Here is a 22363-nt window from a genome sequence, read left to right as displayed (position 1 = left end):
CGATTGCGATTCTGACAACGGAACAAGGAAACATCATATGAATCAGGAAAGCAACGGCAACCCGGTGGTCCTTTTCGTGGACGACGAAGTGCACGTGCTGCGGTCTCTGCAACGCGCCCTGATGGACGAGCCCCTGACCACCCTCACCGCGGAATCCGGAGAACAGGCCCTGCGGACTCTTGCCCGGGAACACATCGATGTCGTCGTCAGCGACGAGCGAATGCCCGGCATGAGCGGCAGCACGCTTCTGACCGAAGTGAAAAACCGCCACCCGGAAATCATCCGCATCATGCTCACCGGACACGCGGACCTGGAGGCGGCCATGCAGGCCATCAACGACGGCCGCATCTACCGCTTTCTGCTCAAGCCGGTCGCCACGGACGAACTAGCTTCCGTGATTCAAAAGGCCCTGCGGGAACGCGCCCAGTCCGAGCGGCTGCTTTCGCTTTCCCAGCAGGCCGGGGACGTCTGCAGTTTCGAAGTGCTCAAATCCTCCGAAGGCCGGACCAGGGTCCGCTGGTCCCGGAATGCGCGCACCTTGCTGGAACTGCCCCCGGACGCCGATTTGGAGGACCTGGACCTCCTTTACAGCCGCCTGCATCCGGACGACGAAACAAGAGTCCGCGAACTCAACGCGTCCTGCCTCAAAATGCTTGCCTGCGCCAGCACGGAATACCGCATCCGTCTTTCCAACGACCGGATTCGCTGGATCGCCCAGACCAGCGATGTGGCCGCGGATCCGGGAACGGGAGCCATTCGCCTGCTGTCCGTGCTCAGAGACATCACCGAGAGCAAAAAACAGCGCGAGCGCCTCGAATACCAAGCCTATCACGACGTGCTCACCGGACTCGGCAATCGCGCGCTGCTGCTGGACGGCCTGGACGAGGCCCTGCATCAATCCGGAACGCGGCAGACATACGTGGCCCTGCTCTTCATCGATCTTGACGACTTCAAGATCGTCAACGACTCCATGGGCCACGCCTTCGGCGATTGGCTTTTGCAAGCCTTTGCCCAGCGACTGAACGCGCTCGAGCTCCCTGCCGCCATGGCGGCCCGCCTGGGCGGGGATGAATTCGCTCTGCTGCTCCGTGTCGACGACGCCGAGCAAGCCGGCGACGGGGCCCGCGCCGTTCAGGAGGCCCTGGCCGAACCCTTCCGCCACGGCGACTACGAAGTGCATATCTCGGCTTCCATCGGCATCGCCCTGGGCCGGGGCGCGGAAACCGCCGGGCTGGACCTGCTGCGCGAAGCGGACACGGCCATGTATGCGGCAAAATACAAAGGCAAGGGCAGCTTTCGTCTCTTCGACAAATCCATGCACGACAAGGCCTCGGAACGGTTCGTGCTGGTCGGGGACATGCATCGCTCCCTGGCCCGTGACTGCTTTTTTCTGGCCTTCCAACCCATCGTGCGTCTAGACACGCTGGTCCTGGCCGGTTACGAGGCCCTGGCCCGCTGGCAGCATCCCGAACGCGGGCTGGTCATGCCGAACACCTTCATCCCCCTGGCCGAAGAGAGCGGGCTGATAACCCGCCTGGGTCGGCAGGTCACGGAGAAAGCGTGCCGGCAGGCTCGCGAATGGAACGACGCCCGCCCAGAAGCCCCGCCGTTCATGAGCTTCAACGTTTCGGTGCAGCAACTGCACGAGGCCGACCTGGCCAGGCGCCTGGACGTGACCATCACGAATCTCGGCCTCGATCCGGGCCTGATCAAACTGGAGATCACGGAGAGCGGACTGATGCACGACGTGCAGCTTTCCATGGACGTTTTGGCCCAGCTCAAGGCGTTGGGCGTGAAGCTGCAAATCGACGACTTCGGCACGGGCTACTCGTCCCTGCGCTACTTGCAGCGCATCCCGGCGGACAGCCTGAAGGTGGACAAGTCCTTTGTCATGGGCATGGAAAATGACGCGGAAAAAAGGGCCATCGTCAGGACCATCATCGACCTGGCCCGCAGCCTGGGCATGAACGTCGTGGCCGAAGGCGTGGAAACCCGCGCTCAACTGCTCCTGCTGCGTGAACTGGGCTGCGAATACGGCCAGGGCTACCTCTTCGACAAGCCCTTGCCCCCGGAGGAAGCGGCCCAACGCAGAGACTACGCCCATACGCTGGAAATCGGGAATTGAAACCGTCGGCTGTCCATCGCACGGGTTGTTCGTGGGGAGGGGGTCAAGTCTGCTCTTGGCTCGCAAGTATTTTTTTCCTCAGCGAATCCAACCTGATCCGAAGCGCCCTTTCCCCCTTCACCCTGGATGGAGCCGAAGCAGAATACTGCTGACCGTGCTGTAGGCCCGTATTCCAAAAGTCTGCGCGATGCAGGCAAGCGTATCGCCCCGAAGCGATCTGAAGAGCTGGATTGCGACGCTTCGGGGTTCATTGGTTGTTCCTCGCCTGGAGGCGAGAAGGTCGTCTTCGGTTATCCTCAACAACACCGGCTTTCAGGGGATTGTAATGAACATAGCGAACCAGACCGAGTAGATATTCCTCTTCCTCGATCAGAACCGCTTTGTACCGGCCGCGGAAAAGCGGCCCGTCATGCCCGTGCCGCCGGTTGAAGCGTTGCGTGTAGACGCCCCCAAGGTGACGCATGCACCGGGTCAAAGCCAAGAGCAGACTTGCCCCCAACCCCCACCAGACCCCCGGGGCTATTCGAATATTTCCCTGAAAAACGCCTCCATGGCGATGAAAGCCCGTTGGGCAACCAGCGGGTGGTATTCGTTCCTGCCGGGAGTGTCCGCGTGCGGGTCCGTGAAGGAGTGCACGGCTCCGCCATAGTGGATGAGTTGCCAATCCACCCCGGCGTCACGCATTTCCAGGATAAAGGTCTGAACTTGTTCGTCCGGCACAGCCGGATCGTTCGCGCCGTGGAGCACCAGAATTTTGGCCTTGATCCGTCTCGCGTCGGCCGGGTCCGGCGTGTCCAGGTTGCCGTGAAAAGATACCACGCCGGGCAGTTCCGTGCCGCCGCGGGCCAGTTCCAGCACGACCCCTCCTCCGAAGCAGAAACCGATGGCCGCGATCCGGGAAGGATCCAGCGGAACGTCGCCGGCTTGTTCCTTGAACACCTCCAGCGCGGCATTGACCCGTTCGCGCATCAGCCGTCTGTCCGCCCGAAGCGAGCCGGCGGCCGCCGCGGCTTCGGCGCGGTTCGTCGGCCTGATCTCCTTGCCGTACATGTCGATCATGAACACGACGTACCCATCACCGGCAACACGAGCCGCCTTTTCCACGGATTGCGCGGTGGGGCCCATCCAGTTGGGAACCATCAGAACCCCTGGCTTGTTTTGGGACGAGTCGCCTTGGTAGACTATCGTTCCCTCGAATTGCGTATCGCCGATGGCATAGGGCACGGTCTTGGTGATTGGTTCGGCCCATGCCGAAAGCGTCAGAGCCAAAAACAGCAACGGCGTGCAAGCGAGCGACTTCATGGCGACGATGCCCTCCTTGGAGTTGCGGGTTGAGCGGAGATTTTATAGGCAAAGGTGGAATATGAAAGGAATCTCCGGCCGGTCGACGTCCGACGGGCTGGTGAAAAACAAAACGGGGTTGTCGAACTCTTTCAGAGTCTTGGGCCTGGAGTGGACAGTAGACGGCGTCCTTGCGGCGTGTCCACGACGGCGAGCAGGTGCGCGGTTTCATCGTCCGAGGGCGTGGAGACCGTCAGCGGGCCTTCGAAGTTCATGGACTCCAGCAGCCGGTTGATTCGGGCCGGGTCGGGGTGGATCAGCCTCAGTTCAACCAGGGAAAGACCGAAGTCGGTCAGGCTGGTCGCGGGATGGACGCTGACGGGCCACTCGATGAGCGCCGGGGCGACGCCGTCGAGGGGAGTCCGACCGGTGGTCGGTATGGTGATCAGCCACTGAAGCCGACCGCGACTCATGGGTTCGATGGTCCCGAGATCCTCGGTGCAGGCGACGGTCGTCGCGCGAATATCCGTGGTGCGGGCTACCCAGGTCGAAAGCTTCGGCGATGCGTCGGGCCGAAGGTCGTCCAGACCGAACCAGCGCGGACGTTTAGGTTTGGGAGCGCGCGGATCAGGGGCGATGACCTCCAGGTAGAGGGCCTCGCCGAGGCGCAGCAGCAGGTTGTGCGTGCCCATCCGCGGGTGCTCACCGCCCGCTCGCGGCTCCACGCCGAGCGTTTCCAGAACATACCTGGCCCCGCTCTCCAGAGACGGGGCCGTCACCGCGATGTGATCGATGCCACAGCGAAACATGCCGAGATCTCCAGGTTGGCACGTGTTCAAAGAAAAACCGAGAAAAACCGGCAAAACCCCGGAGCCGCGACGAAAAACGGGCGTTTTTCGAGAATTTTGAGCGCTCCCGTTCGGGTTTGGAAGTCCCCGGAAAGGGTCGTCCCCCAGGACGACCCTTCGGTCCGGTCCTTGAGACGGATCATGCGCCGGTGTTATTCCTGGTAGCCCAGTTCCTTCGCCTCGTCCTTGTATCCCAGTTCCCAGAGGACGTTACGGTAGATTTCCAAAAACTCCTTCCCCTCGGCACTTTTCTGGGCTTCTTCGTAGACCAGTTTGTGTCCCACGCTACGGGCCTGGGCTTCCTCTTCAGGAGTCCATCGGACCACGGTGATGTTGGGCAGGGCTTTCCATTTCTCGCGGGAGATGATCTCATGGTTGTAGACCATGGCCGAGAGATAGCGGATGCGGTCCCGGGCTGCCAGGACGACCTCTTGATGTTCCGGAGAAAGGGCGTTCCAACTGGCCGGGTTGACGACCAGCGGAAAGTATTCACAGGTCCCGTTCTGGAAGGCGGGATCTTTCACGTAGGAGACCACTTCGTGGAATCCCATGCGCATGTTCTCGTCCCAGAACGTCCATTCCGCGGCTTCGATGCTTCGGGTCTGCAGGGCCGTGTAAATCTCGGGAGCGGACAGTGAAACCGGGGTTGCGCCGAGAGCCCTGTAATATTGGCCGCCAATGCCCGAGGCCCGGATGCGCAGCCCCTGCAGCTTGTCGATGGAGTCGATGGGCACCACGGACATGAGTTGCTCGTAGATCGGGCTGACCATGGCGTGCCCCAGGTAGGTGATCCTGTGCTTGGCATAGAGCTTTTCAAACCATGGCTCGAGTTTTTCCACCAGGTAGGCGCCCTCGGCATAGGTGCTCAAAGGGGAGCCCGGCTGGGTCGTGAAGTTGAAGAGCGGGTCCTTGCCGGTCCAATAGGCGCTGTAGACCATGGCCGCGTTCACCACGCCGTTGGCCAGGTTGTCGAAGGTTTCAAAGACGGGAAACAAGACACCCGCAGGGTATGTGTCAATGGTGAACTCACCATTCGACAGGGTCTTCACCGTCTCGCTGAAGACCTCGGCAATGCGCTGCTGCTCCGTTCCAGGCATGGCATGGGTCACCAGCCTCCACCTCACCTGTTGCGCGAAGGCCGCATGGGACCAGATTACCAGAAAAACGACCGTCAGAAAAATCGCAAAATACTTTTTCATGGGTACACTCCCTTCTTTGTCACGCGAATTGATGATGTGCCCCGGCTGATCAAGCCGGAATGTCACTCAGCCTCTGGGCCTCCAGTTGCATGCTGTTTCCATCCTGTCGTTTCTTGAAACCCTCCTTTCGGTGATGTGTCGATATCTCCCCGCTGGGGCCGTGCTCGTGGTCATCCTGCTAGCCGAACAGGTACCTGGGCAGCCACATGACGATTTCCGGAAAAAGAAAAATCAGAAGAATGCAGACGGCCTGCAAGACCAAAAAGGGAATGCTGGCCTTGTAGATTTCGACGATGTCGGTATCAACGGGCGTGCATCCTTTCAGGTAGAACAGGCTGAACCCGAACGGCGGGGAAAGGTAGGCGCTTTGCAGGAGCACGTTGAAGGCCAGACCGACCCAAAGCGGGTCGAAGCCCAGATTGGCGAGAATGGGGGCGATGATCGGAACGGCGAGGAAGATGACGGCGCCTGGTTCGAGAAACATTCCCAGGAAAAAGACAAAGACAGCGGACACGAGAAAAACCATGTTCTCCCCGCCGGGCATGTTCATGGCGAGGTTGGCCACCATGGCATTGCCGCCGAGGCCGGCGAAGACGGAACCAAAGGCGCTGGCGCCGATCATCATCCATCCGACCATGGCGGTGACGCTCAAGGTCTCCCGGCAGGAGGAAGCGACGATGCCCCAGGTCAGGCGCCTGTTGAGCAGGCCGATAAGCAGTGCGCCGGCCGCTCCGAAAGCGGCCGCTTCCGTGGGACTGGCCATGCCGTTCAGAATGGCGCCGAGAACAATGATGATCAGCAGCAGGGGGAGGAAGACGTTTTTCGAGGAAACGATCTTTTCCTTCCATGTGGCCCGCTCCTCAGGCGGCAGGGACGGCGTGAACGCAGGGTCGATGAATCCTCGGACCAGAATGTAGGCGATATATAGCGAGGCCAGGAGAAGCCCGGCGGAAATGCCGCCGGCGAACAGTCCGCCGATGGAGACGCCGGTCACCGCGCCGTAGAGAACCATGTTCGTGCTGGGCGGAATGAGCTGCCCCAGGGTCCCGCCGCCCAGAACGGACCCCAGGGCCACTCGGCGGTTATATTTGTGCTTGAGCATCTGCGGGAGTCCGATCAGCCCAAGGCCGATGACGCCGGCGGCCACCACGCCGGAAACCGCCCCGAGTACCGTTCCCACCAGGATCGTCGCGATGGCCAGACCTCCGCACACCCCTCCGGACCATTTATAAAAGGTGTCGTAGAGATCTTCCACGATGTTCGTCTTCTGGAGGACATACGCCATGAAAATGAACAAGGGCACGGCGATGATGACGAAGTTGTTCATGGTGCCCCAGGTCGCCGAAACCAGGATGTTCAGTGCCCCCGGACCCCAGAGAAAGTAGGAGAAGACGATGGCGATGGCCGCCAGGGAGAAGGAGATGGGCACCCCCGAAGCCAGTAAGGGGACGAGGGAGAGAAACATCAACAGGGGGTACAGTTCACGTGCCATGCTCGGTTACCTCTTCGACGTCACAGGGGGCAATCGGGCTGACGGCGGTCCGCCTTGTTCAGGATCAGCGCGAGCATATCCTTGAAGGCCTGCCAGGAAATCAGGGCGCAGGAAATGGGGATGACCCATCGGAACCACCAGATTTGAGGGTTGAAGGGTGTCTGGTGGGTGGAGCGCTCCAGCATCATTGTCGAACGCCAAGCATTGGGTATGCTGATGTATAAAAGCACGAGGGCCACGAAAAGCACGACCCCTTCAGAGAATATCCCCTGGATTCTGCGCCATTTCGGCGGGAGATAGTGGCTGAGGACGTCCACGGCCACATGCTTTTTCTCCGCATGGCAGTATGCCGCCCCGAGCATGAAGAAGCAGCCGAAGAGGAAAAGGGACATTTCGAAGGTCCAGATGGGCGGATCTCTGAAAAAATACGACCGGAGCGCACTGTAGACGATGATTCCGACAAGAGGCAGAAGGAGCAGGGAAACCAATCGACCCATGCGCAGCATGAACGGACCTCCTGGGTAGGGATGCGCGTTGCGTCACCGTGGTTGACGAGGAATGTGAAAACCCTTTTGATCCACTTTGACATGTTCAGAAATACTGGGTCAAGGCTTTGCCCCACAGGAAGGGGTCGGAAGGGGTCAAGTCTGCTCTTAGCTCGCAAGTATTTCTTTCCTCAGCGAATCCAACCTGATCCAAAGCGCCCTTTCCCCTTCAGCCTGGACTGGAGTCGAAGCAAGGAAAGGGTCAAGGATGGCGCTGATCGTGCCGGAGGTCCGGATTCCTAATGTCTCCGCAATACAGGCAAGTCGTCGTCACGACAGGAATGGATTGAAGCGATCCTGCAGGTCGTCACAATCCTTACGGATTAGCCATTTCTTCGACGATGCGGGCGGCAATTTCGGCGGCCTTTCCCGTGAATTCGGCGCACTGCATACCCAGCTTCCTTTCCTTGAACGCAGTCTGACCTTCCGGTGTGTTGAGGTCGCAGCCCAGCAGGACATGGCAGTCGCGGGCGCCAAACTCTTGCTCGAATTCTCGAATGAGGCGCTGAGTTCCAGCGTATGCCGGTTGGACGGACTCGCTGGATTCAGTACGCCCAAGTGCGATGCCGATGCCCATGATCGCGCCGGAAAGCGCACCGCACGTGCCGCACATTCTGCCCATGCCACTGCAAAAGGCGGTAGCTGCCTTGGGAAGAAGCTCGGACTCGACGCCCATTGCCTCTGCAAGTGCGAGCACGACGCTTTCCGCGCAATACAGCCCGGAGGCGAACGAATCCTCGGCGGCACTGCGAACGTTCAAGACGAACTGAGATTCCACGACACCTCCTGGGCGGTTGTAAGATGGCGAGTCGCGGCGCTGACCCCCGAGATGGCGATCAGGCATTTGCTTTGCCTTTTGTGTCGAGTGAGAGTTGGATACCGCGACCAAGACACCAATAATCACCGCGGCATCAGCGCGAAAACACCCCAGCCCAGGTATTCCCGCGTGTAAGCGGTGTAGCGCTCGGGTTCCGTGGTCAGTTTGGCTCGAACCTCTTCGGCTGACTCGTCGTCGGGATGGGCTTCAAGCCATCGGCGCATGGTGAGCCATTTGGCCGCTTCGTATCTATCCCAGCCGTCCTGGTCAGCCAGAACCATCTCAACAACGTCGTAGCCGAGGTGGCCGCCAACACCGAAAGACGAGATGAGTTCAGGAAGCACGAGGAAGTCGGAGATGGAGCCAGCAAGACATCCCTTGGCAATGTCTTCCGTCGGCGGCAATTGTCGCCAGTAGGGCTCGCCGATGAGGATGATCCCCCCGGTGCGCAGGCTCCGCTCCAGAAGCTCGATAGTCCCGGCGACTCCTCCGGCGATCCAGGTAGCGCCGACGCAGGCGGCCACGTCGACCTTCTCGTCGGAGACGTAACCCGCTGCATCGCCATGAATGAACGTGACTTGACGGGCCACGCCGAGTTCTTCGGCACGAAGTTTCGCCTGCTCGGTGAACAACCGGCTCATGTCGATTCCAGTGCCGAAGATGCCGTGATCGCGTGCCCAGGTGCAAAGCATCTCCCCGGAACCGCTGCCGAGATCGAGCACTCGCGCCCCGGGTGCCAGACGCAACGCCGTGCCGAGAGTGGCGAACTTATCGGGTGTGAACGGGTTATGGATGCGGTGAGCGCTTTCAGTGATGGTGAATATTCGTGGGATGTCCATTGTGAAATCTTCCTTGAGGGGAAAGTAGATTCGATCAGTTCGGTCAGGGTCTTGAACAAGTAATTCAAGAAAACCTGTGTATCATCCTGATACCCCAGGCTAATCCCCTGACCTTTCGGAATGCGATCAAAATCTCCGCCCGGCATCCCGGCTCTGCTAAAAACACCCGCAAAGGCGACTACTCCAGCTTGGTGCGGATCGCAATCGCGGGATCTTCGCGGCCCGCCGCGCTCTGTTCGAACGGCTCCGGAGTTGCCCTTCCGCTCCGCGTCATGGTTCGGCTGACCGCGCCCGGCGGCACCATCCCCGCTGAAGCAGACAACTCGACCCTCCTGTTGACAAAGAAACCGTCCGGTCGGTATGTTTCTACGCTTGCCACTTCTACTGAGCGCCGGACAGCAACGCAACCAGCGGTAATCTTCCAACAATCCACAGAATATTCATGAAAAGCAATTTGGATGACAAGCATTTATTAGAACGAGCCCCTGTCGGCAGGGTCTTTCTGAAGTACTCGCTGCCAAGCGTCGTCACGATGGTGTTTTTTGGCGTGCAGACTCTGGTAGACGGCATCGTGGTGGGGAACCATCTGGGGCCGGACGCTTTGGGGGGGATCAATATCATGATGCCGCTGTACAGCTTCATCATGGTGCTGGCGCTGATCGTCGGCATCGGAAGCCAGACTCTGGTCAGCATGGAGCTCGGACGCGGGAATCCGGACAAAGCCCAGGACGCGATGTCCACCGGCTTCCGGGCTTTGGCGGGGATCAGCCTGATTGGCACGGTGTTGCTGCTGCTGTTCGCTGAGCCCCTGACCAAACTGATAGGCGCCGACGAGCGGCTGCTGCCGTTCTCTCTGGCCTACCTTAAAGGACTGGTGCCGTTCATCTTGCCTCTGACCCTATGCTTTTATTCCGACGCCATGCTGAAGGCATTAGGGCATCCCAGGTTTTCGATGCTCATCATGTCGCTCAGCGTGGTGATCAATGTGTTGCTTACCTTTTGCTTCGTGATCGGGCTGGGCTGGGGCAATACCGGGGCGAGCATGGCCACCGGTGTCGCTTTCACCATCGGGTTGCTGATTTCCGGATGTATCACGTTCAATCCCAAACAGCGGTTGTCGATGTTGAAGGGTCGTTTTCAGATGGCGCTTCTGCGACGTGCCGCTTACAACGGCTCATCCGAGGGCGTTTCGGAAATGGCGGCCGCGGTCAGCATCCTGATCATCAACCTCACCGTGGTTCGCCTCCTGGGGGCCGACGGCGTGGCCGCGTTCACTGCCATCAACTACATCAACTTCACGAGTATATTGCTGTTCCTTGGTATTTCGGACGGGCTGATTCCGGTGCTGAGCTACAATTTCGGCGCCGGCAACCACCAGCGGGTCAAGCGGCTATTTCGCTTTGCCGCGGCAATCAACATGAGCATCGGGGTCATGGTGTTCATCGTGCTGCAGGTGTTCGGGGAGCATGCGATCTTGTTGTTCTTCGACGGCAGCGAAAGCCAGGCGTTCCAGATCGCGGTTGACGGCCTGCGCCTCTTCGCTTTCGTATTTCTGATCAACGGAATCAACGTGCTGATCATCGCCTACTTTACCGCACTGGGCGAAGCGAAGAGTTCAATCATCGTTTCCGCGGCGCGAGGTTTGGTATTCGTGCTGATCGGCGTCACCGTATTGCCGATATTCATGGGCGTTACCGGCGTATGGACGGCAATCCCGCTGGCGGAGTTGCTGACACTGGGAGTTGCGCTCATACTGATTCAGAGGACACATAAAAAATTATTTTCACACATATAGACGTATGCCTGGCAACTTGATTAACCATGGAAAGCAGTTTGAGACAGTTTTCACCACACATGGCAAATTACTGCTTTGGATTCCAACTGATCATGCTAAATAAAATGTGGGGATCTCTTATGCCGACAGCTCATAAACGGAAAAAACAACCTGAAAAAGTCCGAAACAGGCTTATTGAATGTGCCGCGCGCATCATCACCGAACAAGGCTCTCATGCCGTCACAATCCAGGCCGTTGCCGACGCCGCCGGTGTCACCAAGGGAGGATTCCTCCATCATTTCAAGAACAAGAATCAACTTGGCGAGGCCGTATCAAGGTATTTTGTAGATCAGCTGGATACTGAACTTGACAGATTGATGGCTGAAGATCCTGTAGAATATGGACAATTTACCAGGGCTTATATCAATTCAATCCGGCAAGACGTTGCTTCAGGGCGGAAAGAACAGTGGGTATCTTTTGCCATCTACGCCTTATCCGAGCCACATTTAAAGTCCATGTATAACGAGTGGATGAAAGAAAAACAAAGAGTGCATCACGACACGGATTCAGACCAAATGCTGCAAGTTCTGAGATACGCGGCCGATGGGATATGGCTTGAGATTTTAATGGGGGCTGGTTATCAGGAGGAGCATTCTGCTTTGCTGTCCAGTCTTGTCAAAATGACATACAAACAAGATGGATAGATCGCCGCGGTCGTACGAGGGGTACGTCTGTTCTTGAGTCGCAAGAGGAAAACGCGACAACCGCTAATCGCCTGACAAGAGCATGGAGGATCGGAACATGTCGACGAACACGAATATTCGGGATCGCGCGGCCGGGGCCCTCATGGGGGCCTTCATCGGGGACGCCCTGGGACTCGGGCCGCACTGGTACTACGATCTTGCCGAGCTGCGGCGCGACTACGGAGAATGGATCAGCGACTATACCGACCCCAAACCGGGCCGATACCACGAGGGACTCAAGGCGGGGCAGCTTTCCCAGGCGGGCTTCATCCTGAAGCTGACGCTTCGTTCCCTTGTTGAATGCGGGGGGTACGACAAAAAGAATTTTTGCCGCCGCCTGGAAGAGGATCTCTTTCCGCTGCTGGACGGCGCGCCAGTCAGCGGCCCGGGGGGATACACCAGCCAGTCGATCCGCGAGGCCTGGCGACGCCGGGTGAAGCTGGGCCTGTCCTGGGACCGGACCGGGGGCGAGGCCGACACCACGGAGGCCATCGAGCGCACCCTGGCCATCGCCGTCCGCTACGCGTTCCAACCCCGGGAGTTGGCCGTGGCCGTGGCCGACAACACCGTCCTGACCCAGGCCAACGCACTGGTGGTGTCCATGACCGTGGCCTTCGGCGCCGTGCTCGGCCTGCTGGTCCGGGGCCACACCCTGGACGCGAACCTGTCCTCCAGGCTCATGGACCTGGTCAAGTCCGGAGAACTGCCCTTTCACGCCGTGACCACCGACAATCTCCAGCCCCCGGCACCGGGCCAACCCGAACCGCCCCGCGCCGGTCTCTTCGCCTCGCCGGATGCCTTGCTCTCCCCTTCCTACATGGCCGCCGCGGCGGTGGACCCGGATATCCGCATCGAACCGGCCTGGAAGGTCTCCCTGGTCTACGGCATGCCCTGCGCCATCTACCACATGCTCCCGGCGGCATACTACCTTGCCGCCAGGTTCCACGACGACTTCGAGTCCGCGGTGCTGCACGCGCTCAACGGCGGAGGCCAGAACCAGGCCCGCTCCATCCTGACCGGCGCGCTCGTCGGCGCCCAAACAGGCCTCACCGGCATCCCCCGACGCTTCCTGGACGGTCTCGAGGAAAGCGACGAACTACGCCGCTTGTCGGAAAGTCTCGCCTCCATGGTCGGGCAGCACTGAGCCGGGCGATCCGCGCCGGCAGCCATGCACGCCGGATTTCCTCGACGCACCGGGATTGCCTTATCCTGGCGGGATGTGACATACGGCACCGACCGGCGGCACTTCATGCTCCGGAATATTCAACCCGTAATGTTTTTACCATCCGTTCGAACTACAAAAGCCAAGAGCAGACTTGACCCCATCCTTTCATCCTTTTCCCGAAGGATTCTTTGAATGAGCCGCCTCGGAAAGCTGACTTTTGCCCAGAAAAAATGCCTCGGTCCCACCGGCCTGTTGATGCAGCGCACGGGCATGATCTGGCCCGGAGCCCGGGTCGGGGTGGCTGTATCCGGGGGGGTGGACAGTTGGATTTTGCTGCAAGTGCTCTTGCTGCGCCAACGCATCGTTCCGTTTCCCTTCGAAGTGATGGCCATTCATCTCAATCCCGGGTTCGACGCGACCAGCCATGCTCCGCTGGCGCCGTGGACAGCAGCGCATGGCGTGGCCCTGCACGCCGAGATCACCGACTACGGTCCCATGGCCCACGGCCCTGAAAACCGGAAAAACTCGCCCTGCTTTTTGTGCGCCTGGCACCGACGCAAGCGCCTTTTCGAGCTGTGCAAGCACTATGGCCTGACCCACCTGGCCCTGGGCCACAACGCCGACGATCTGGTGCAGACATTCTTCATGAATCTGTTTCGCAACGGACGAGTGGAAGGGCTGTCACCCAAGGAGGAGTATTTCGGTGGCGAATTGGTCTTGATTCGGCCCCTGCTCCTGCTGGAAAAGCCCATGATCCGCCGCGCCGCGGCCCAATGGAAGCTGCACGTGTGGAGCAACCCCTGCCCCTCGGCCACCAACAGCGAGCGGGCCAGGACCGAGGCCTGGCTGCGGACCATCTTGTCCCAGGATTCGGCCATGCACGGCAGCGTTTATGGAGCTCTGAAGCGCTGGCAGCTTGACGTACTGCATCGAAGTCAATTAGGTGCTCATCTGCAATGACGAATCGTGAGGCTGACCTGCTCGTCTCAGCGATGTTCATCAGTATCCCCACCCCTTCAGCATCCAATGCACCTCAAAGCATTTCGAGAGCACAATGATTCGCAAAAAATACCAAGTCCTCGTTTTCAAGGATAAAGCCGGCACCTGCAAGACCTTTACGCTTCGCATCTGGGTCTGTCTTCTGGTGGCCGGTATTTTTTTGTCTTCATTGGCCCTGAACATCTACTTCTACAACACGACCCTGCATGCCGACTCGGCCCAAGCCAGGCTGGAACAGGCCCAACGCGACCTGGAAAACCAGCACCGCCAATTCATGGCCCTGACCGAAAAGATCAAAAATCTGGAGGACCAGATACTCCATGTGGCGGACTTCAACGCCAAGGTTCGGGTGATGGCCAACCTTGATCCCGGCCATGTCCCGACCACGACCCCCTTGGGCGGGGTCGAACGGATGGACTTTTCGGACCAGTATCTGACGGCCCACCGACAAGAACTGTTGGTCAGAAAGATGCACGGCTTCCTGGAGCAACTCCAGGCCGAGGCCAAACTCGAAGAACTCCGCCAAGAGGAATTGCTGGCCACATTGCGGGACAACCAAAGCTTTTTCGCGTCCACTCCCTCCATCTGGCCCACCGAGGGCTGGGTCACCTCCGAGTTCGGTTATCGCCGCTCCCCGTTCACGGATCGCCGGGAGCTGCACAGAGGGCTGGATATCGCCGGCCCCATAGGAACCCCGATCTACTCCTCGGCCGATGGACGGGTGCTCTCCGCGGAACGCGACGGGGCCTACGGTCTGACGGTGGCCATTGACCACGGTTCCGGGATCGTCACCCTGTATGCTCATTTGCAGCAATTCGCGGTAAAGGCCGGCCAGAAAGTCAGCCGAGGCGAACTCATCGGCCATATGGGCAACACCGGCCGCACCACCGGCCCCCATCTGCACTACGAGGTCCGCCTCAACGGCATTCCCGTGGATCCTATGCGCTATATTCTGAACTGACCTTCTTTCTTCTGGGCTTGATCCAGTCCGTCCCGTTCACCACATTCTTTCCTGAAGTCCTCAAGTAAGCCAAAATATCATCCCGCCGTGCTCAGCCACTTGCGGCAGCGTTCGCAGTCAAAGCCTTCTTCAGAATTCCGGGCTTCCTCACGATACGATTCCAGGCGGCACTTCCCGGACCACGGGCACGCTTATCTCCTTCATTACCTCTTTTTTCCTCCTTGTTCATAATTTCACGTGAGCTGCTGGTTTTTCAACCGGACGCGACGATCGTTTACCGATCGATATCCTCCATTCATGGGGGAGCCTTGACGAAAGATCGGTTCTCCATGCAAGACTCTTCAATGGCAATCCGGAGGGACCCCCTCCAAAGCAAACCTTCCAGCCAAGGAGAGCATGATGAAGTCGAAACTGAAGATCGTCCTGACGGGACTGGCGCTGTTGGCCCTGTGCATCGGAACCTCCCCCGCCTCGGCCCAGCGCAGCACCTTTCTGGCCTTTGGCGGCGGCCCCACCGGAGGCACGTTCAACTATTTCGCCAACGGCATCGCCATTTATCTCTCCAGGGCCTTGCCCAACGTGGAAATTTCCTCCGAGGGCTCCGGCGGCTCCGGTGAAAATCTGCGCCGCCTGCATGCCGGTCAGGTGGACTTCGGCATCGTCTACTCCGGAGACGCCTATCTGGGCCGCCTCGGCAAGCTGACCAACGACGACCGGCAATACACCAACGTGCGAACCATGGGCTACCTATACGGCGCTCCGGCCCAGTTGGTCGTACGCGCGGACGCCGGGATCACCTCGGCCAAGGATCTGGCCGGCAAACGCGTCGCCGTGGGCAACGCCGGTTCCGGCGCGGCCCTGGCCGCGGAGCGCTTTTTCCGCCACATGGGACTCTGGGACGACATCAGCCCGCAGTTCCTGGGCTATTCCCCGGCAGCCTCCGCGTTCCGGGACGGCAAGATCGACGCCTTCTGGGTCCTCGTGGGCTACCCCAACGCCTCCATCATCGAGGCCGCGACCCAGGACAGCATCGCCCTCGTGAATCTGCATCATGACGCCGAGGCAAGCGGATTTTACGACGCCTTCCCCTTCTACGCCAGAGTCGAGATTCCAGCGGACACCTACCGGGGCCAAGGCGAGCCCGTTGTGACCTTTCAGGATTCCACCTTCTGGATGACCAACGCCGGCGTCAGCGACGACATCGTCTACGAGTCCCTAAAGATTATTTACTCTCCGGAAGGCTTGCAGCACATGGTCACGGCCCATGCCGCGGCCCGGGAAATGTCCATTCAAGGCGGCCTGACCGGTGCCTCCGTTGCCTTGCATCCAGGAGCCTACAAGTTCTGGACCGAGCAGGGCCTGACCATCCCCGACGAACACAAGCCCTAGCCCTCGCGTAATCTTACAGCGACAATCCCCGGACGCCTTGAGGCGTTCCGGGGATTATTGCGTCCTCTTTGCCCCCCCACCCCAAGCCCGGAGACCCACGAATGACCGACCCTCAGCTCCAGGAAATGTCCGCCGCCCGCAAGGAAGAACTGAAACGGATACAATCCAAGGACGCCAAGACCGGCCGCAAGCTGACCGGTTTCTGGAAATGGCTGGTCTCCATCATGGGGCTGTGCATGGTCGTGTTCTATTTTTACGCCGCCGGGGTGCGTCCGGTGGGTGACCAGTATCACCGCGGCCTGTACGTTTTTCTGACGTACATCATGATCTTTCTGTCCTTTCCGTTCTGGAGGCGATCCAACCAGACCCGGCCCACGGTGGTGGACATTCTGCTGGCCCTGGTCTCCGCCGGGGTGGTGGGCTACTGGATCTTCGAGTTCGAGAACCTGAACTATCGCACCGGGATGGAAACCCAGTTGGACATCTGGGTTTCCGTGGTGGGGATCATCATCTCCCTGGAGGTCTGCCGCCGCGTCCTGGGCTGGTCCATCACCATGGGCGGCTTGCTGTTCCTGGTTTACGGCTACTTCGGCCCCTATTTCCCGTCAGCCATCGCCCACCGGGGCTTCGACATCGACCGTCTGGCCCCCTACCTCTACCTGACCCAGGACGGGGTGTTCGGGGTCATGGCCAGCGTCCTGGTCACCTACGTGATCCTGTTCATCTTTTTCGGAGCGTTTCTGCAAAAATCCGGGGTGGGACGCTTTTTTATCGACTGGCCCCTAGCCCTGGCCGGTCGGGCCGTGGGCGGGCCGGCCAAGGTCTGCGTCATTGCCTCGGCCTTTTTCGGCTCGGTCTCCGGATCGGCCATCGCCAACACCGTGACCACCGGGGCCTTTACCATCCCTCTGATGAAACGGGCCGGATTCCGGCCCCATGTGGCCGGGGCCATCGAACCGGCGGCATCCATCGGCGGGATGTTCATGCCGCCGATCATGGGCGCAGGCGGCTTCATCATGGCCGAGCTGACCAACACGCCCTACGTGCAGATCATGCTCATCTCCATCTTTCCGGCCATCCTGTACTTTTTATCCGTGTTCACCATGATCCACTTCGAGGCCAAGAAGCTGAACATCAAGGGGCTGAACCTGGACGACATGCCCTCGGCTTCGGCCATCTTCAAGAAGCACTGGTATAAATGTCTGCCTCTGGTGGTCATCGTGGCCATGATGCTTTACGGTTACTCCCCGGGCAACGCCGCGTTCTGGGCCACGCTGTCCTGTATTGTCATCAGCTGGTTCGACCCGGAATTCCGGATGGGGCCGAAACAGATTTGGGAGGCCTTGGTCGCCGGTGCGCAGAGCACCCTGGTCATTGGGGCCACCGTGGGCGTGATCGGGATCATCGTGGGCACCATCGCCTTGAGCGGGATCGGTTTGAAGTTCTCGGACATCATCATCTCCCTGTCCGGCGGCCATCTGTTCCCGGCCCTGGTGCTCATCGCCCTGGCCTCGCTGGTCCTGGGCATGGGCGTCCCGGTCACGGCCTCGTACCTGATCGTGGCCGTGCTGGCCGTGCCCGCCCTGCACGAAATGGGCGTGGGCCTGATCGCTGGGCACATGATCGTCTACTGGTTCAGCCAGAACTCCAACATCACCCCACCGGTCTGCGTGGCCGCCTATGCCGGCGCGGCCATAGCCGGGTCCGACCCCTGGAAGACGGGCTGGACGGCATTTAAGTTCTCCAAGCTGCTCTACGTCATGCCCTTTCTTTTTGCCTACGAACCGGCCATGACCCTGTTCATCGGCTGGGATGAAGCAGTGGTGGGCGACTCCGGATGGACCGAAATCGCCTCGGTCTACTTCGCAGCGGCCGTGGGCACGGTGGCCTTCTCGGCCTGGTCCATGTTCTACCTGATCCGCCGTACGACTATCCTGGAATGGATCGTCTTCGGCGGTGCCACCTTCCTCTGCTTCCAGCCCAACCTGCTCAGCGACGCCCTGGGCATCGGCATCGTCGTGCTCCTGGGGCTCTGGCAGCATCGAAAGAACAAGAAGGAAGAAAGCATGAAGGCAACGTGCCCCTTCCCCACCCCCGGACAGGTTGGAAATGCCTGAGGACGCACACCGTCTATCTCCGCAACGTCAAACGGCCCTGGAAGGTAATTTCTTCCAGGGCCGTTTTGCGTTGATTCCAATAACTGGACTTGCCTTCACTGATCAGACGCTTCCGGCAACATCCCGGTTTGACGCAAAGCCTCATAGAGCACGATGCCTGCGCAGGTGGAGAGATTCAGGCTGCGCACCCGGCCCCAGATGGGAATCCGCACGCAAAGAGCGTCGTCCGCCAGCAGTTCATCGGGCAGCCCCCTGGTTTCCGGGCCGAAGACCAGATAGTCGTCCGGCTGAAACGCGAAGCAGTGGTGCGCTTCGCCTCTCCGCGCACTGGTGAACACCAGCCGCCCCGGGCCTTTGCCCTGGAGAAACGCGGCCCAGTCCGGCCACGTCCGGACCTGAACGTGTTCCCAATAGTCCAGCCCGGCCCGACGTAAATATTTGTCCTCAATGGAGAACCCCAACGGTTCGACGAGGTGCAGCGGGGTTTGCGTGGCCGCGCAAAGCCGGGCGATGTTGCCGGTGTTCGGCGGGATTTCCGGCTCAAAAAGGACGATGCGCATCTAATCCCCGTCCAGGACGGTTCGGATCGTGTTTGCCAGGTCACCATCGGCCGACGTGCCGATGGTCACGTACAGTGAGGGCGGGGAGCCCGTTCCAGCATCAGTCATGGGCCGCTTTCCTCGTGAGTCGAGCCTGCACTTCTTTTGGCCCCAAGGCTGGTCGCCCGGGGTTTGATGTTCTCCAGTTCCCGCTGCAGGTCGGCCATGCGCACCGGTTTCTCCAGATACGCGTTCATGCCGGCTTGCAGGCATTTCTCCCGCTCACCGCGCTTGTCGATGGCGGTCATGGCGATGATCGGGATGCTTTTCTTTGCACTGTTGCTGGTGGACGCGCGGATCTTTTTGGTCGCCTCCAGTCCGTCCATCACCGGCAATTGAATATCCATCAGGATGCAGTCGAACCCCTGAGCGTCAAGTTTCTCAAGCGCTTCCTGGCCATTGTCCACAAGGGTCACCTCATGGCCGGCCTTCTCCAGAAACATCCGCAAGGGCAAAGCGTTGTAGGCGTTGTCCTCGCAAACAAGGATGCGCAACCCTTTCCCGGTTTTCCAGCGGTCGGCGTCAGTCAGAAAGGCGGTCGAGGCGAGGTCTTGCGGCAATTTGAAGGGGATGGAGACGTTCATGGTCGTACCCTGGCCAAACGTGCTTTCCATGGAGACGTCGCCCCCCATCAACTTCACCAGTCGCCGCACAATGGTCAATCCCAGCCCCGGACGCCCATGAACATACAGGGCGTCGCCCCGGACCACGGGCGCGAACAGGGTCAACTGCTGTTCATCGGAAATACCGATGCCGGTGTCGCTCACGGAGAAATGCACCAGCACCGCTCCGTGGTCCCCTGGGGAGAGATTGGCCATGTCCACCCGGACCCCGCCCTGTTCGGTGAACTTCAGGGCATTGCTCACCAGATTGGACAAAATCTGGCGCACACGGGCCTCATCGCCCACCAGCCGGGCAGGCATGGACTGGTCCACGAAGCACTCCAGATTCAGCCCTTTTTCCCGTGCCAGACCAGCATACATTTCAGCCAGGGAGACGCAGAGTTCGTCCACGCGAAACTCCACGCCCCGCGGTTCCACCTGGTCGGCCTCCATGGCGGCCACGTCCAGGAGGTCCTTGAGCAAGCGGGCCAACTCATCGCAGGAAGCGATGGACTTGGCCACGAATTCGCGCTGTTCCCGGTCCAGTGTTGTGGTCAGCAAATACTGGAGCATGCCCATGATGCCATGAAGCGGCGTATGCAGGCCGTGGCGCATGGCGGTCAGAAGCTCGGTTCTGGCAAGATAGGCCGTTTCGGCGGATTTTCTGGCTTGAGCCTGGGTCTGTTCGGCCCGCTTCAGGTCCGTGATGTCCAGCACAGCGCCGACCAGCCCGTTGACCCGACCATGCTTGTCCGTCAGGGAAGCCTGATGAAAAACCACGTCCCGGACCTCGCCCGACACGTCCACGATCTGGGACTGGAAAACCTGGGACACGGGCCCGGCAAGCAATTCAGCGGGATTGACCTGAGCGGATTTGTCCATCCTGGACGGATTATCGCCCAAAACAACCTCCAGGCGGGTCATATCCTGGCCGAAAAGTTCTTCGAACGCCCTGTTCGCGCCCTGGTAGCGGCCGTTTTTATCCTTGTAGAACACCGGAATGGGGACGGTTTGCAGGAGCATGTTCAAGAAGGCCCTGCTCTCACGGGAAGCCTCCTCGGCCCGGACCTGATCGGTGACGTCGCTGACCACCAGCAACAATTGCCGGCGACCGTCCAGATCCGGCCGGACATGGTACTCTCGCTCTAGCCGTCCGAAGCAGCGTACGCTCATCTCCCCATCGACCCCGCACAGGGTCAGGTCCAGCCGCTTGCCTTCGGGGTGTTTGAAGAACCCGTCAAATCGTCCATCCAGGACCGGACGATCCGCACTGACCAAAAAATCCGCCAGAGCCCTGCCACGAATTTGGTGCGGAGACCGCCCGACCATGGCCGCGAAGGTCTCGTTGGCCTGATCGATCACTCCATGTTCGTCCAGGACCAGGTACCCCATCGGCGCATCGTTGAATAATCCCGCGAACCGATTTCGGGTCATCTCCAACTGGGTCTGGGTCGCTCGCAACGCTTCGTTTTTCAGTTCCAGCTCGATCTGATACACTTGGTAGCCGTGGAGCAACGTCTTGATCTCGTCCGGGGTGAGGTCGCCATCAATCCTGTCGGTCTCGGCCAACCGGGCTTCGGCCTGCTCCCGCAGGAGTTTCATCCGGTCTTCAAAACTGTTCTCCATGCGCACCCCTCCTTCAAAGACTTCGCGGGTTCATGGTTCAGGGTTCACGCCACGGCTCAAGGTTGATGCGGGGCGATTGGCAGCAAATTCTTAATGCATCCTTGGTCAAAAGGATCAGTCTCCATACAAAGGATATATTTTCGACGAAAAGGCCGGAGAGCATCACTCGGCCCGTTTCTGGAGCACCCACTGCTCGGCCTGGCGGCGAGCTTCGACGATCTGGCCGGGGGTCATTTGCAGTTCAGCCAGGTGCATGGCTTCAGCGGCCTGTTCAAGGCCCTGGAACAAGGCCAGCACGAACCATTTGTAGGCCAGGACGTTTTCCTGGGAGACCCCCTGACCGGTGAGATACATCAGCCCCAGATTGAGCTGGGCCAGAGGCGACCCCTGTTCCGCGGCCATCATGTAGAAGGCCGCGGCCAGGCGCGGATTCTGTTCCACGCCGTCGCCGTGTTCCAGGAGATACCCGGCATGGTACTGAGCCGGGACGTAGCCGCTTTCCGCGGCGGCCATGAGCAGATACAGAGCGGCCCGGGGGTCACGGTCCACGCCGTCGCCCTCCAGGTACAACTGGGCCAGATTGTACTGGGCTTCAGGATAGCCCTGTTTCGCGGCCCGGCCATACCACAGCGCGGCCTGATCCTTGTCCACGGCAAAGCCCAGTCCTTCCTCGAAAAGAATGGCCAGATTGTTCTGGGCCTCCGGATGGCCGCGTTCCGCGGCTGTCCTGTACCAATGGGCCGCGTGCATGGAATTGCGCTCCACCCCGACCCCCATGGCGTACATGGCCCCCAGGTTCACCTGGGACTCCAGATGACCCTGGTCCGCGGCCTTGCTGAACCAGTAAAACGCCGATTCCGGATCCCGCGGCACCCCCCGGCCTTCCCCGTAAATCAATCCCAATCGATGCTGGTACTCCACGTCACCGGCCAAGGCTCGCTCTTGAATTCGTTCCAGATCCCGGAACGTGGCGCTTTCGTCCGCGCGAAGAGGGGCAAGGAGGACGAGAAGAAGGCAACACGCCAGGGTCAGGCAAGAAATCAAAGCCGTGGACGGGATCGTGCGCGGAAACATGACTCACTCCATGAAACAGGTTGTTGTCGGTAATGTGAAGCATCTACATAATCCCGGATCATCCGGCAATCAGGCCTCGCCGTACAGCCACGTTCACGCCGGTCTTTTTGTCTCGAAGCCTCTCATTTTCCATCCCCTTGCAATGCAAAAACGCCTGGACTAGTTTAA

Annotated in this window: 18 protein-coding genes; 8 read left to right on the top strand and 10 right to left on the bottom strand. The window is 59.8% G+C overall.

Translation table 11 applies throughout. The annotated features are described in order from the left end of the window. The first annotated feature begins 37 nt into the window (after positions 1-37). Positions 38-2125: a putative bifunctional diguanylate cyclase/phosphodiesterase gene (locus DESLA_RS21935; RefSeq protein ID WP_051434729.1), complete on the top strand. Its 2088-nt coding sequence runs from the start codon at positions 38-40 to the stop codon at positions 2123-2125. 519 nt (positions 2126-2644) lie between these two features. Here DESLA_RS21935 and DESLA_RS0114830 read toward each other — a convergent pair. The 7 genes from DESLA_RS0114830 to DESLA_RS0114795 form a co-directional block, all read right to left on the bottom strand. Beyond that, a complete protein-coding gene (locus DESLA_RS0114830) occupies positions 2645-3427 on the bottom strand; it encodes a dienelactone hydrolase family protein (protein WP_028573065.1) in 783 nt (260 codons plus the stop codon). A gap of 131 nt (positions 3428-3558) precedes the next feature. Next, positions 3559-4215 carry a VOC family protein gene (locus DESLA_RS20775; RefSeq protein ID WP_035261904.1) on the bottom strand — a complete coding sequence of 219 codons (657 nt, stop codon included), beginning with the start codon at positions 4213-4215 and terminating at the stop codon, positions 3559-3561. Between the two features lie 191 nt (positions 4216-4406). Next, a complete protein-coding gene (dctP, locus tag DESLA_RS0114815; RefSeq protein ID WP_028573064.1) occupies positions 4407-5453 on the bottom strand; it encodes a TRAP transporter substrate-binding protein DctP in 1047 nt (348 codons plus the stop codon). A 178-nt stretch (positions 5454-5631) separates the two neighbouring features. Next, the gene (locus DESLA_RS0114810) at positions 5632-6945 is read right to left on the bottom strand and encodes a TRAP transporter large permease (protein WP_028573063.1); all 1314 of its coding nucleotides are present in this window, start codon (positions 6943-6945) and stop codon (positions 5632-5634) included. Between the two features lie 20 nt (positions 6946-6965). Next, positions 6966-7451, bottom strand: a complete 486-nt coding sequence (locus tag DESLA_RS21930; protein WP_051434728.1) for a TRAP transporter small permease subunit — start codon at positions 7449-7451, stop codon at positions 6966-6968. Positions 7452-7806: 355 nt separating this feature from the next. Then, on the bottom strand, positions 7807-8268 hold the full coding sequence (locus tag DESLA_RS0114800) for a C-GCAxxG-C-C family protein (RefSeq protein ID WP_028573062.1): 462 nt from the start codon (positions 8266-8268) through the stop codon (positions 7807-7809). A 122-nt stretch (positions 8269-8390) separates the two neighbouring features. After that, positions 8391-9146 carry an SAM-dependent methyltransferase gene (locus tag DESLA_RS0114795; protein WP_028573061.1) on the bottom strand — a complete coding sequence of 252 codons (756 nt, stop codon included), beginning with the start codon at positions 9144-9146 and terminating at the stop codon, positions 8391-8393. 442 nt (positions 9147-9588) lie between these two features. Between DESLA_RS0114795 and DESLA_RS0114785 the strand changes: the two genes are divergently transcribed. From DESLA_RS0114785 to DESLA_RS20765, 7 genes are all read left to right on the top strand, one after another. Next, complete coding sequence (locus tag DESLA_RS0114785; protein ID WP_028573060.1) at positions 9589-10941, top strand: MATE family efflux transporter; 1353 nt, start codon at positions 9589-9591, stop codon at positions 10939-10941. A gap of 26 nt (positions 10942-10967) precedes the next feature. After that, positions 10968-11624, top strand: a complete 657-nt coding sequence (locus DESLA_RS0114780; RefSeq protein ID WP_211239063.1) for a TetR/AcrR family transcriptional regulator — start codon at positions 10968-10970, stop codon at positions 11622-11624. Positions 11625-11721: 97 nt separating this feature from the next. Beyond that, positions 11722-12807 carry an ADP-ribosylglycohydrolase family protein gene (locus DESLA_RS0114775; protein ID WP_028573058.1) on the top strand — a complete coding sequence of 362 codons (1086 nt, stop codon included), beginning with the start codon at positions 11722-11724 and terminating at the stop codon, positions 12805-12807. 213 nt (positions 12808-13020) lie between these two features. Continuing rightward, a complete protein-coding gene (locus tag DESLA_RS0114770) occupies positions 13021-13788 on the top strand; it encodes a tRNA lysidine(34) synthetase (RefSeq protein WP_028573057.1) in 768 nt (255 codons plus the stop codon). A gap of 94 nt (positions 13789-13882) precedes the next feature. Then, on the top strand, positions 13883-14788 hold the full coding sequence (locus DESLA_RS0114765; RefSeq protein ID WP_028573056.1) for a M23 family metallopeptidase: 906 nt from the start codon (positions 13883-13885) through the stop codon (positions 14786-14788). Between the two features lie 396 nt (positions 14789-15184). Further along, positions 15185-16177 (top strand): TAXI family TRAP transporter solute-binding subunit, encoded by a 993-nt coding sequence (locus DESLA_RS0114760; RefSeq protein ID WP_245590073.1) that lies wholly within the window; start codon positions 15185-15187, stop codon positions 16175-16177. A gap of 101 nt (positions 16178-16278) precedes the next feature. Then, positions 16279-18294: a TRAP transporter permease gene (locus tag DESLA_RS20765; RefSeq protein WP_051434727.1), complete on the top strand. Its 2016-nt coding sequence runs from the start codon at positions 16279-16281 to the stop codon at positions 18292-18294. A 95-nt stretch (positions 18295-18389) separates the two neighbouring features. On the opposite strand, the gene DESLA_RS0114750 is transcribed toward DESLA_RS20765, so the two are convergent. The 3 genes from DESLA_RS0114750 to DESLA_RS20755 form a co-directional block, all read right to left on the bottom strand. After that, positions 18390-18854: a tRNA (cytidine(34)-2'-O)-methyltransferase gene (locus tag DESLA_RS0114750; protein WP_028573054.1), complete on the bottom strand. Its 465-nt coding sequence runs from the start codon at positions 18852-18854 to the stop codon at positions 18390-18392. 104 nt (positions 18855-18958) lie between these two features. Beyond that, positions 18959-21121, bottom strand: a complete 2163-nt coding sequence (locus tag DESLA_RS21925) for a response regulator (RefSeq protein ID WP_051434726.1) — start codon at positions 21119-21121, stop codon at positions 18959-18961. Between the two features lie 162 nt (positions 21122-21283). Further along, positions 21284-22195, bottom strand: coding sequence for a tetratricopeptide repeat protein (locus DESLA_RS20755; RefSeq protein WP_051434725.1), 912 nt, complete (start codon positions 22193-22195; stop codon positions 21284-21286). Between the last annotated feature and the right edge of the window lie 168 nt (positions 22196-22363).

Origin of the sequence: Desulfonatronum lacustre DSM 10312, assembly GCF_000519265.1 — a bacterium.
Lineage (GTDB): Bacteria > Desulfobacterota > Desulfovibrionia > Desulfovibrionales > Desulfonatronaceae > Desulfonatronum > Desulfonatronum lacustre.
Note: the sequence above shows the minus strand (reverse complement) of the source record. Positions and strands in the feature narration are given on the sequence as shown.

What these genes read in the sequence shown, in the direction of transcription:
- DESLA_RS21930 (WP_051434728.1), bottom strand. Translation starts at nt 7,451, where the DNA reads ATGCTGCGCATGGGTCGATTGGTTTCCCTGCTCCTTCTGCCTCTTGTC.
- DESLA_RS0114785 (WP_028573060.1), top strand. Translation starts at nt 9,589, where the DNA reads ATGAAAAGCAATTTGGATGACAAGCATTTATTAGAACGAGCCCCTGTC.
- dctP (WP_028573064.1), bottom strand. Translation starts at nt 5,453, where the DNA reads ATGAAAAAGTATTTTGCGATTTTTCTGACGGTCGTTTTTCTGGTAATC.
- DESLA_RS0114830 (WP_028573065.1), bottom strand. Translation starts at nt 3,427, where the DNA reads ATGAAGTCGCTCGCTTGCACGCCGTTGCTGTTTTTGGCTCTGACGCTT.
- DESLA_RS0114810 (WP_028573063.1), bottom strand. Translation starts at nt 6,945, where the DNA reads ATGGCACGTGAACTGTACCCCCTGTTGATGTTTCTCTCCCTCGTCCCC.
- DESLA_RS0114770 (WP_028573057.1), top strand. Translation starts at nt 13,021, where the DNA reads ATGAGCCGCCTCGGAAAGCTGACTTTTGCCCAGAAAAAATGCCTCGGT.
- DESLA_RS0114750 (WP_028573054.1), bottom strand. Translation starts at nt 18,854, where the DNA reads ATGCGCATCGTCCTTTTTGAGCCGGAAATCCCGCCGAACACCGGCAAC.
- DESLA_RS0114775 (WP_028573058.1), top strand. Translation starts at nt 11,722, where the DNA reads ATGTCGACGAACACGAATATTCGGGATCGCGCGGCCGGGGCCCTCATG.
- DESLA_RS21935 (WP_051434729.1), top strand. Translation starts at nt 38, where the DNA reads ATGAATCAGGAAAGCAACGGCAACCCGGTGGTCCTTTTCGTGGACGAC.
- DESLA_RS0114780 (WP_211239063.1), top strand. Translation starts at nt 10,968, where the DNA reads ATGGAAAGCAGTTTGAGACAGTTTTCACCACACATGGCAAATTACTGC.
- DESLA_RS21925 (WP_051434726.1), bottom strand. Translation starts at nt 21,121, where the DNA reads ATGGAGAACAGTTTTGAAGACCGGATGAAACTCCTGCGGGAGCAGGCC.
- DESLA_RS20765 (WP_051434727.1), top strand. Translation starts at nt 16,279, where the DNA reads ATGACCGACCCTCAGCTCCAGGAAATGTCCGCCGCCCGCAAGGAAGAA.
- DESLA_RS20755 (WP_051434725.1), bottom strand. Translation starts at nt 22,195, where the DNA reads ATGTTTCCGCGCACGATCCCGTCCACGGCTTTGATTTCTTGCCTGACC.
- DESLA_RS20775 (WP_035261904.1), bottom strand. Translation starts at nt 4,215, where the DNA reads ATGTTTCGCTGTGGCATCGATCACATCGCGGTGACGGCCCCGTCTCTG.
- DESLA_RS0114760 (WP_245590073.1), top strand. Translation starts at nt 15,185, where the DNA reads ATGATGAAGTCGAAACTGAAGATCGTCCTGACGGGACTGGCGCTGTTG.
- DESLA_RS0114795 (WP_028573061.1), bottom strand. Translation starts at nt 9,146, where the DNA reads ATGGACATCCCACGAATATTCACCATCACTGAAAGCGCTCACCGCATC.
- DESLA_RS0114765 (WP_028573056.1), top strand. Translation starts at nt 13,883, where the DNA reads ATGATTCGCAAAAAATACCAAGTCCTCGTTTTCAAGGATAAAGCCGGC.